8 protein-coding genes are annotated in these 11,870 nt (G+C 38.8%); 2 read left to right on the top strand and 6 right to left on the bottom strand.

Annotation, left to right across the window (positions count from 1 at the left end):
• Positions 1–219: 219 nt before the first annotated feature.
• A complete protein-coding gene (locus tag C0Q44_RS00535; protein WP_105405584.1) occupies positions 220–1,362 on the top strand; it encodes an XRE family transcriptional regulator in 1,143 nt (380 codons plus the stop codon).
• Positions 1,352–1,942: a hypothetical protein gene (locus C0Q44_RS00540; RefSeq protein WP_105405585.1), complete on the top strand. Its 591-nt coding sequence runs from the start codon at positions 1,352–1,354 to the stop codon at positions 1,940–1,942. The genes C0Q44_RS00535 and C0Q44_RS00540 overlap by 11 nt, the downstream gene beginning before the upstream one ends.
• A 628-nt stretch (positions 1,943–2,570) precedes the next feature.
• Here C0Q44_RS00540 and C0Q44_RS00550 read toward each other — a convergent pair.
• From C0Q44_RS00550 to C0Q44_RS30590, 6 genes are all read right to left on the bottom strand, one after another.
• Complete coding sequence (locus C0Q44_RS00550; RefSeq protein WP_219845165.1) at positions 2,571–5,723, bottom strand: N-6 DNA methylase; 3,153 nt, start codon at positions 5,721–5,723, stop codon at positions 2,571–2,573.
• 40 nt (positions 5,724–5,763) lie between these two features.
• Positions 5,764–6,582: a DNA adenine methylase gene (locus C0Q44_RS00555; RefSeq protein ID WP_105405588.1), complete on the bottom strand. Its 819-nt coding sequence runs from the start codon at positions 6,580–6,582 to the stop codon at positions 5,764–5,766.
• A 464-nt stretch (positions 6,583–7,046) separates the two neighbouring features.
• Complete coding sequence (locus C0Q44_RS00560) at positions 7,047–10,184, bottom strand: DUF3427 domain-containing protein (protein WP_105405589.1); 3,138 nt, start codon at positions 10,182–10,184, stop codon at positions 7,047–7,049.
• A gap of 198 nt (positions 10,185–10,382) precedes the next feature.
• Positions 10,383–10,964 carry a hypothetical protein gene (locus C0Q44_RS00565; RefSeq protein ID WP_105405590.1) on the bottom strand — a complete coding sequence of 194 codons (582 nt, stop codon included), beginning with the start codon at positions 10,962–10,964 and terminating at the stop codon, positions 10,383–10,385.
• Positions 10,965–11,098: 134 nt separating this feature from the next.
• Positions 11,099–11,350, bottom strand: a complete 252-nt coding sequence (locus C0Q44_RS00570) for a hypothetical protein (RefSeq protein WP_105405591.1) — start codon at positions 11,348–11,350, stop codon at positions 11,099–11,101.
• A 204-nt stretch (positions 11,351–11,554) separates the two neighbouring features.
• Positions 11,555–11,806, bottom strand: a complete 252-nt coding sequence (locus C0Q44_RS30590; RefSeq protein WP_258166107.1) for a hypothetical protein — start codon at positions 11,804–11,806, stop codon at positions 11,555–11,557.
• Positions 11,807–11,870: the final 64 nt, after the last annotated feature.

The following is an 11,870-nucleotide window of genomic DNA, read 5'->3' on the forward strand; positions in this document are numbered from 1 at the left end:
ATCTTCATAAAATCAATTCAATACGAACTCATTCTTGAGGAAGAAGAAGTCAACAATTTGCTTGCTTTTTCACTGTTATTTTTAATTACTGCTCCCTTTTAATTAATTCTAATAAATGGTATTTATTGTTCATAAGCTTTAAATTCTATATAAAAATACTTACCCCAATAATTCCTTGATATAATTAAGTTATCCTAATAGATAGTGAGTGAATAAATAATGGCAGTTAATCAAACACTTCTAGCTGATCGTTTTCGGAAATACAGAGATAATTTTGGATTATCTATATCACAATTGGCCGTAAAAACTGGAATTTCGGAAGAAAGATTATCAGCATTTGAATCTGCTTCTATTCTACCCACTGGTGACGAACTTCTAATAATAGCTGATGTTTATCTGGTAAATGACTATCGGGTTTTTCTTCTTGATAAAGACCACAACGAACCGTTTGAACAAATAGAAACATTATTTAGAAAATTCGGGAATGATCTAACAACTAATGACAGATGGGCTATTCAGGAAGTTGTATATTTAGCAGAATGTGAGGCATTCCTTGAAAATGAACTTGGAAAAGTCAAAAGACCATTTACCTTCACAAAAAGTGGAACTAATTTTAAACTTCAAGCGGAACAAGCTGCAATTAAATTACGGAAACATCTCGGCTATCCTGATAAAAACAAAACATTAGATATATTTCAAGATATTCGTAATATTGGGATACACATATTTAGGCGTACTCTGGATAATACATCTATTTCAGGGATATTCATTAAACATCCAACTGCTGGAAAATGTATCTTGGTAAATTATAACGAAGATACTTTCAGGCAAAGATTCACCGCAGCACATGAACTCGCTCACAGTATTTTAGATTTGGATGGTTCCGAAGATATAGATTTGACAAAAACAAGTGATAGTAGTATTGAAGCGAGAGGAAATGCATTCGCTTCTTATTACCTTTTACCCTCCCAATTAATTGAGAGAATACCAGAAAAAAATAATTGGGATGCAGAAAAGCTAAAAATATATGCTAAGTACTTCGAGGTTAATCCTGATACACTTACGTATGCTTTGGCACGAGAAAATTGTATCAATCAGTCTCAAGTTAAAGTGCTTAAAAAAAACAAGTTACTTCGAATAGACAAAATTGACTCTGAGTTCAGTAACGTCTCGAAAATGGGTATTCAACGAAAGTATTATCTTCAAAAAAGAGGCATATCCGAATATTACGTACGTTTATGTATGGATGCTAAAAAAAATCATCTTATCTCATCAGCTAAGATGGCAGAAATGCTACTAATTAACTTAAGTGAATTGAAAGATATCTATGATATTTTTGGAGAAAACTACTATGAATCTTAAATTATACAATTTTCAGAAAATTTATATAACAGATACATGTTCTGTATGGAATATTCTATCGTCGGATTGTCTCTACCAAGCATCACTCAATGCAAATTTTACATTTTGGATCACCCCCTTCATTTTATACGAATGTTTAACAAAAGAACGTAAGACTGTCACACCTGAAGATTCAAGGCTTAAGAAGAAATTAATTGATGAGCGTAATAATGGAAATTTCAAAAATATACCAGCTGTTAGTATAGAAGATTTACAAAAATTAAACGTAGTTGAGAATCGTAAAAGACTTTCTAAAGGGGAATTAACAGCTGTTGCAGTAGCTAACCAATTTTCAGAGTTGGGTTTTATAACTGATGATAAAGGAGCTCGTACTATGGCGGAAAAGGTACTAGGAGAAGGCAGAGTTAAAACAACTCCCTTACTTCTAGGCAACCTTTTTTTTCATGAATACCTTAATGGCTCAGATATAGATATTATTATGCGTCAGCATCAAGAAAACGTTCATTCAAAAAAAGGGAATCTTTCGCAATACTTTGGTAGTGCATACTCTTCTGCCATTCAGTTATTGAATCAATCCTGAGTAGATCACAAAATATCTTATTAGAAGCACAAAATAAAAATAGGTTTATTCCAACCTTGCAGGGTCAATTTTTTCAAATTTAATTGAAGTGCAACAACTACTGAAAAAAAGGCCTCGGCCCGATTATTGTAAAATGAAGGCTTCTACACCTCATTCACACAAAGAGGATCCATAACTTGAACGATTCACTGCTTAACATACTCGAGCGAAGCAAGCCAAAATTTACTATCGCCAGGTATTTAGGCGGATATCCTGCTAACATTATCCGGGAGAAACTCCAACGAAGCGCGGAACATGAAACTTACCGGATTATTGTTTAGTAGTTCAATTGCCATAAGACTGCGGTTTTCCTCTTCCAAATTATATCCCTATCTTTACTCATAAGCAGATTTCCACTCATCATCATTCTTTTTAAAATGCTATTTATTAAAGCTAATGTGGGATATAACCTACTTATTTCATTTATTTCTAAACCTTGTGCCACATATCTTGGATTAAAAACATTCATGTGTAAATCCCTATTTTAATCATTTTAACCTCTACAATGTATCTTCCATAACTTAAGAATCCCTGCCGATTTACGACAGAGATTCTTTTTTTTTTTTTGGTGCTCAATATATGAGATTCTCTAATCACCTAAAATTATACGATCTGCAGCATCCCTTATTTTAGATAACAGATCTTCACTATTGTTCCGATGTGCTTCCTTAACAAGCCTTGCTAGATTATGATGATCTTGATTTTCTTGACTAAACTCCACTAAATTCATATGTTTAAAAATGTTCCCAACATTTATTGAAACAACATGAGACTCAACATATTCTTTTACTATATTCGAGTTTAGTAATCCACAAAGATAGTAGGCTTCATCGGAATTCCAACATGCCACATAAAATACCTTATGGTCAGGTATGAAGGGTCTCTTGCCAATCAGTGGAACATTTGTTTCAGTAACGACCGCTGCTTTAAATCGACTTGATTGCTCTGCCCAGATAACTTTATACGGAGAAAAAGCATAATCTCCTATATTGTATATAGAATAAAATGGTTTTCCCTTCAAGTAACGTTTCCAAGTTGATCTTGAACGTAACAGTTGCTCATAATAATTGAAGTACCTTTTTGTTCTCTTGGCTTGAGTGTCCAGCACTATTTCTGCTTCATTACATTCTCTTCTATTTACTCCAAGGTTTGGCACGATTACAAATAACTCTTCCTCTATAGACAAGCTACATTCAGAAAAGTCCCCAGCTCCTTTGATAAGTGGATATAACATATGAGGCTCTATCCAAAATTTCTGTACGGCACCTATATCTTTTTTTCCGGCCTCTGGTCTAGTTTCAATTCGCACAATTCCCTCAGATTTATTTTGGTCAATTATTCTAACAAAATAAACTCCATTCAAATCAGTGGTAACTCCTTTTCTACCACGAACCCAAGTACTTATACCCGTTATTTTATTCATAGCTTGAAACCGTCCTGGAGGGAGAATACTCCATGGAGAGCGTAAACCATTAACCGGTACTGCTTCTAGATGCTCAACTTGAATTCTAGCCTTTACTTCTTCAAGGGTAATGTTGGAGGGAATAAGTTTAGGACTGCCTTTCTTGGAACTCCAAACATTATATGGTAGCGGATAGGTGGGCTCAATATACTTTTTCTTTCTAAAATGCGCAACAGCAGTTTTGTTAGCTGCATGAAATGGTTTCAGAGATTTAAAATCATCTACAGATAAGGGAATCAAACGATCTACTTCGTTAATTGAAAAACTTCTAAAGCCTTCCGATGAAGGTGTTTGAAAATGGGCTTGCGTTAGGACAAAAGCAAGCTGTCCTCCGTGTTCCAACCATTTATCAGCAACCGTATAAGTAATCATCCCCGAAACGTCAAGCTCATTCCCACCGTGATGAGGTGTACTTGAAAATATCTCATACTGCCTACAAGTAGGTTTAATTCTATTACGATATAATTCAGGAAGGTTTGACCAACGTACCCAAGGAGGGTTTCCAACTACAATTTGAAAAGAGCCTGCTGTAATGGACCAGAAAAAATTCCGTACTATTCTGAACCATATTCCATTCCAGTTTCTTATATGTAGTTCCAATACCTGATTGTATGTATCACATAAAGGTTTGTCCCAACATACGGACTCTTCTTGACTAATAAGTTCAGCCAGGACCAATCTTTCTTTCACCTTAGTGTATGCAGCAGCATTATTAACCATCTCGCTCATCAAAATAAAAATCCTATCCAATCTAGATCGATCAAATGCTAGCTCAACTGGAATTGTGATCTCTAAGTTTGCTACTTCACTTCCTATAGTGTAAGTAACAAGTTCATTTTCATGATTTGGCTGACGTGCAGGGGAATATATTGCATCTGCTAGTAAAATCGGCAACTCAATTATTTTTCCTCGTGAAGACTGCAATAAGTCAGCAATCGCAATTAAGTAATTGACCCTTGATGTTTGTACTGCTAGCGGATTAAGATCAAACCCCCATACATTTTCGGTTAATATTCTGAGTATATCCTCATCTTTGATACCAACTTTAACTGCATGAGATCTTATACGCCTTATCACCTCAAGTAAGAATGATCCGGATCCACATGTTGGATCCAGAATACGGTCATTCAACCAATTCGGAGAGTCAAGTTTATTTAGTGTAAATTCCACAAGCCAATCAGGGGTATAAAACTCTCCTAGTGACTTCCTTAGTGCATCAGGAACCAGATTTTGATAAAATCCTTTTAAAACATCTCTTGTTCTCATTTCAGTAAGTGTATCTGCTCTATAGAAGGATATTTTTATTAATATATCTCTAATCAACGCTAGTACATTTGCTTTATATTCAGGTAAGTGACAAATATCAACATACCAGCTGAATATAGCTTCTTCAATGAATCCTTTAATACCCGCAGATTCAAAAAGAAGTCCCTTTTCAATTTGTTCACTTAACTCACGTAATAACTTATCATCAGAATATGTAGCTATTGTTTGAGAAAATACATCCCTACTTGATAGTCCATGTGCAGACACTACCTCCGCTGCTAACAACTTAATCACAAGGGAATTATAGGTGTGAATAATGAAAAGACTTCCAGGTATAGTCAAATCATGTGGAAATTCCGTGGGGAATTCAAACTGAATTATTTTACTTATTTGTATTTTTTGACCATGCGTTAAGTCCGAAACTTGCCCAAATAATGTTTGCCATTCTTCAAAGATCATTTTTATTTTATTATGTTCACTTTGGCAAATGCTAAAACTTAATGCATCAGCTAATGTTTGCATCAGCTGAACACCAATACTTGATAATATCCCAAAGTCATCTACTAAATTAGTAACAGTTATTGCACGTCTGTAAGAATCCAATAGAGCAGTTCCAACCATCGTTACTGAAGCCAATGAAAAGGAAAGAAGTTCACCATAAATAATCTTGTTGTTACTTATTTTAGCAAAACAAATATGATCTCCATCAGTAGCTATTCCAATATAATTCTCTGGTGAAATCCCTTCAGCCAGAGCTTTACTTAAAATATATGGTTGTAAACGTTCATTCATTGCTTGTCTAAAAGCGGGACTGCTTTTTCTTCCACGAAAAAGACCGGGCGACTTAAACTCAATTATCACATTATTGTAACTTGAGTCCTGTCTTTGACGTTCAGCTTGCATTTCAATATTTAACGTTTGAGAAAACTCTTTAATCCAACCAATACGAAGCTCCTCTTCATTTTGCCAACTAAATCTTGCCTGACGTAGCCTATCAAATAATACTTGATACACTTTAAGCATCCCCTCATTCTTAATTTTGATTAAATTTCATTTATGTTTTTAGTAACGACATTGCCAACTGCTCCTCTATCGGATAGTTTGAGATAAAAAGTTCTTTTCCGACTTCTCTTGTTTTTTTATTGGAACTACTATAGAACCAAGAAGCAGGATAGAGATAAGCCCACTCTTCATACAACTCCCTAACTTCAAGACAGTCATCGTAAGTGATAAAAAAATGATGATCAGTTTCTTGCAAATTTGATGCTAATCGTTCATGATCTTGCTGATTCATTCCAACTCTATACAATAAACTTCCTTTATGGAAATAAGGAGGATCCAAGTACATAAGAACAGATTCTCCAGGTACTTGAATTATTTCTTCAAAATCTAATGCTGTAATGCGAACATTTTGTAACATAAGGTGACAGTTCCGAACTTGTTCGCATAAAGCTTTGGGATTCCAACGACAATCAATTTTATAAACACTTTTTTGATGTATTCCGCCAATGGGGTTGCCTTTCAAAATACCACTAAAATTAGTACGATTCAAAAAGAACGTTCTGAAACCTTTTTCAAGAGAAGTATGATACTCTGCTTGCTTAATTTCACGCCATAATTCAACCGTTGGTATAGTATTCATTATCAATTCACAAAGTTCTTCTGGCTGATCACGCATTACTATATATAATTCAGCGACTTCAGTATCAAAATCATTTATCCAATTTTGTAATGAAAGAGGCTTCCCAAAGAAGGTAGATCCTCCTCCTACAAAGACGTCTCGATACTCTATATGTTCTTTTTTCCAGAAAGGAAGAAATCGATCTAACACTTTTTTCTTAGCCCCTGGATATCGTAAAGGAGATTTTGTCATATTCCCACCTAGATTAGTTTTTATTTTATTTTTTTAAAAGTTAGTAGCTTTCTTAGTTAAAGAACAACCATATATCATGGCTTATTACTACAAATCTCGCTTTATAAATAATATCACATCACTAAGTGTTTAGGAACTTATGTTCTTCTCCAGTTCTAGTAAGGATGAAATTGTTGCTGAGTATTTCTTTTCCTGCTGTGTTAGTGACACACTTTAGATACTCACTTAAATATCCCCAATCTAAAATCTTAGAAATTCATTCTGTAACAGCAAGGAAAGGTTCACGGCTATTGCTGCGTAAGTATATTCTATGTGTAGAAGGATAGATGATTGAAATTCACTTGATTAATCAATCATCGCCCTACAAAATGTCTAGAGTTGAAAATCGCATACGGACTTTTAAAAAGAAAATTTCATACTTGAACATTAGTTAAAATATTCAATTTAAGTGAGCTATGTGACTCTCAAACAATACACTTATTCGCCACCGCCACCATCTTCGCAGGCATCTCTTCCCTTAACCGCCATACAAAGCTCATCGGTTTGTTCCCCTCATGACTCACATAATCCGCTTCGCCCAGGAAGACAAATGGAGACGTATAGCCATGCTCCTCCTTATACTCTCGCACGAACAGCGCGATCCGGTTACCTGTCTCGGGATGATAAATATACCGCTGCGCGGTAGCCGTATGCTCTGACACCCGGCTTTGCGTCTGCCAGTGGAACAAACGCTCATTAATCGCATAATCCTCATACAGAGTAGATGGTGAGAAGTCTTTGTCCGATTTGTTCAGTGTAATGAAGAAGATGTCGGTCTGTTCGTCTGCAAAATACTTCACGCCTTCGCGGAAGGCGGGAGATTGCTCGGCGTTCCAGTAGCCGAAGGCGGCGAGCACTTGGTCGATGGAGTACATACAGTGGATATCCAGTGGACAAGTGTACGGGAACGAATTGCTTTTATCCACAAATCGCAGATGAGCCAGATTATATTTAAAAATATCCACAAGCTCTGCTCGGAACGCCTCACAGGACAGCACGCGTTGCACACCCTCTTCGATGCTGCTCATTCCCAACTTCTCAGGCGCAGCCCGGTGGAAGGTGTAATAGAACATGGTGAGCATGCGCTGTTCATCGGCGGTGGTTGGTTCTTTGCCTTTTTCAACAAAGTCGATCAGGAACGTCAGCCAGCTTCGTGAGTTGATCGTCAGCACCGACGGTAGTCTACGGATATATTCCTCGTGTTCATCCTCGATGGACGATGTTAATCCGGCTTCGGCCAACATGCCACGGAAATACCTTTTCCCCGTGCGTCCACCATACAATTCAACCAGTGTCATCCCGTGATGCTCTACAAAATGAGCCAAGGTCATCGGCAGTCCGGTGTCTTGCTGGAACGTTTGCAGCTTCTGGATCAACGCTCTCCGATTGCGGCTCATCTGCTTGAGGTTGCGCATGATGTATTCCTTCGCTTGCTTTTCCAATTGAATGAACGTGCCGCGAGGCAGGTTCGAGAAGCCGTTCTCGACGTAGTACGAGATGGAATGTTTGGTGGCGCCGATCAGGGCACGGAATTTATCTTGAAATCTGTATTCCTGATGCGCTTGCCCGATGAAGTCGAGCACGGTCAGGCACTCTTTACCCTCCGCCATCCGTAGTCCACGTCCCAACTGTTGCAGAAATACGGTCAGACTCTCCGTAGGACGTAGGAACAGGATGGTGTTCACCTCAGGGATATCCACGCCTTCATTGTACAGATCAACAACAAAGATCATGCGCAGTTCCCCGTTCACCAGCTGTCCTTTCGCAGAATGACGTTCCTGTTTGATCGACCCACCATGCAGGGCCATGGATGGAATGCCGGCTTCGTTAAATATTTTTGCCATGTACATCGCATGATCCACCCCTACGCAGAAACCAAGCCCCTTCACATCGTCCAGATCGGTTACGTATTTGTTTAGACTTTGGATGATCTGGTTGGCACGGATTTTGTTATGGGTATAGAGCTTCTCCAGTTCGTTCAGGTCATAGCCTTTACGCGACCACTTCACCTGAGATAGATCGACAGTATCGGTGACGCCAAAATATTGAAAAGGACTCAGCAGCTTCCGGTCAATTGCATCGGTTAGACGGATCTCGGCGGCAATCGTATGATCGAAGTAGGCGGTGATGTCTTTGCCATCCATCCGTTCCGGCGTTGCAGTGAGTCCTAGCAAAATCTTAGGTTCATAGTGGGATAATAGTTGCTGGTACGAAGGTGCAGCCGCATGATGGAATTCATCCACAATGATGTAATCGTAATAGTCTGGGCTGGTGATCTCCGTCAGCTTCATGGAGTTAAGACTCTGAATACTAACAAACAAGTGATCCAGCGCCTCTGCTCGGTAATTCCCGACATGCAGCTCACCAAAGTTCATATCCTTCAGGATATACCGGAACGTATCCCGGCTTTGCTTCAAGATTTCTTCCCGATGGGCGACAAAAAGCAGCTTAGCTCCCGCATGGCTTGCCCGGAATCGCTTGTAGTCGAAGGCTGAAATGACCGTTTTGCCAACGCCTGTGGCGGCAACGATCAGATTGCGAGTTCGTCCATACAGCGTACGCTCTGCGTGAAGCTGTTCCAGCACTTCCTTTTGATAATCGTAAGGCTGGATGTCGAGGTGAAAGTGGTTGGACTGATCTTTTTTACGATTCAGAGCCGCCTTCAACTGGGCCTCATGTCCTTCATCCTCAGCTACATATCGCGTAAATTCACGGTCATTCCAGTAGCTCTCAAAGGTCGCTTCAATCTTGCGCAACACATCGAGTGAATCTTTCTCCGTTACCTTGAGGTTCCACTCCATACCACTGGTCAGCGCCGGGTTGGACAGGTTAGAGGAGCCGACATAGGCTGTAGTGAAGCCAGTATCACGGTGGAAAATGTACGTTTTGGCGTGCAGCCGAGTCACTTTGGTATCATAGGAAATCTGGATTTCTGTGTTAGGTAATTTGCTAAGTTCAGTGATGGCCTTCAGGTCGGTTGCTTCCATGTATGTAGTTGTGATGATCCTCAGCTTTCCACCGCTCGCCGTGAATTGTTGAAGCTGTTCCAGCAGCAGGCGAAGCCCGCTGAATTTGATAAATGACACCAGCCAATCGATCCGGTCGGCGGTCACGATCTCCTTTTGCAACTCCAATAACATACTCGGCTCGGACTTCGCACCTGTGAACAAAGAGCTTTGGGATATCCGCGTATCTGGACGAACGATTTTGGTATCCCGGACAGCACGAATGCTGTTCAGTTTGGAATACACATGAGTCAACACTTCCCCCTGCTCATCCAGTTGCAATTCTTTGTACTCTTCTTCCCCAAGTGTTTCTTTCAGAGTGGCAAGAATCTCATTACTCGTTCGGATCTGTGCCAATACTGCCGTTTTATCTTCCGTCTGTTCCCGCACAATCTTGAGCGCCCGCCGGGTCACCGTCGCCAAATACGTGGACAGCAGCTTGCGCGCTTCCTCTGCATCCAACTTCTCGGTCCCAATGTTATACACAGCCGGGTCCAGCGCCGAAATTTCCTGTCTGGTGATAGTGTTGATAAGCTGTTCATATATGCCTTGTTTCATGAATGTACCTCGCGAGAGTTAGGATGGTTGTGGATAGTTCTCTATGTATATGGTGAGCTAAATAGTTGCCATAGGTAAGTTATTACTTCTACTATATTATCGTCCAGCATGGGGAAAATTTCATTAGTTGTTTTGATACCAAAAAAGGAGTCTCCCTATGACAGGAGCGCCCCTTTTTGAATATCATCGTATTATGCCTTACAAACCATCTGAATACATCAACTTATCAATGTCTAAGTTATTTGTCCGATCTGAGTACAAGATGCGCAAACGTGGTTGTCCTTGGTATCGATCTAGATAAAGCGCAACTTCTGTTCGCTTATTATTGATTACCCACCGTGATTTAAACATAATGTTCCCCATACTCAGGTCCAATGCGTCATCGTTCGTTAAACTAGACTCTGCACCAATGATGTATTTATCAGTCGAATTGGTAGGTTTACCGTATTTGTCTTCCAAGGCATCTTTGATGCCGTAGTATGTATTCATTTTATCTCCAGAAGTCGCAAGTGTGTTACCCTTCACTTCGTAGATAGTACGAACCAGTTTGTTCTTGTAGAATAAGTAAGATAACTCTGCAGATGTTGAGGAGACCGACGAACTGTATGTAAGGTATGAAAAATGGTTAACACTTCCTGAATCAATCAGTTTGTCCTTTTCTAGTTTCTTGATTTGTTTAGTGTTCATGCCCCACTTTACATTGCGAAAGTCTGCTTTCGAAGCAGCAGATGCGGAAAGTGGTAAGATCGCGATCGCTACCATGAACAAAGCAATGAACATTAGAGAAATTTTCCTCATACGTCAACTCCTATCGTATTTTTTATAATTATACCACGTTACGTTTGTCTGGTAGAAGTGCCTGACTCTTAATTATTGTGCTTCATTTAAATGTTGTTTTTGGGATGGATATAACATCAAATATTATTGTAGGATGCCTTTATCTTTTTCATATCTTCCAGCTTGTAAAACCAATCTTCTTCAATCCATACTCTTGCATCGGGGCATTCGTTCAGAACAGCAAAAAGGGATTTAAATAATAAATCCTCATTATCATCAAAGTCATCAGATGCTACTGCTTTAAAATATTCGTTTTGCGTATCATCCCAGTCATAAGTAACGGTTTGAATTTTCGAAATGAGCTTAAACCCACTATTGCATAGACCCATTTTCTATACTCTCTACTTCTAACATCTTCTGTTCAACCCATTTCATAACCATTTCTGCCTCCTCTAGAGCAATCACTCCCCTTTTGCTTTTAAATTTGTAAGTTTCATAAGCCCATAGCAATATAATTTTCACAAACTCAACCGTCTCTAACTTACAGATCGGTTCCACTTCATCTTCTTCCTCATCGTAAAATGGATCTTCAATTATTGTATAGTCTTTATGTGATATAACGCTGGATGCATTTCCTCCATGTCTATATTCGGGTATATCCCCCTTAACAAATCAAGATAATTCTCAATATCTTTCTTCAAATCTTCAAATCTCCAGGGTATATCAGATCCTAAGGGATCACTTATCATACTGGCGAACTCTAGTGTTTTTTCCTCTTCAAAATCTAATACAACCATATTAAATTCATCCATATATTTAAATTTATAATTATATTTTATCATCACGAATTTAGCTCCAATTTAGTATATTGGGTATAATCGCAATTCAGTCTTTAAGTAGTATCATTAT

This window comes from Paenibacillus sp. PCH8, from assembly GCF_002968835.1.
GTDB lineage: Bacteria > Bacillota > Bacilli > Paenibacillales > Paenibacillaceae > Paenibacillus.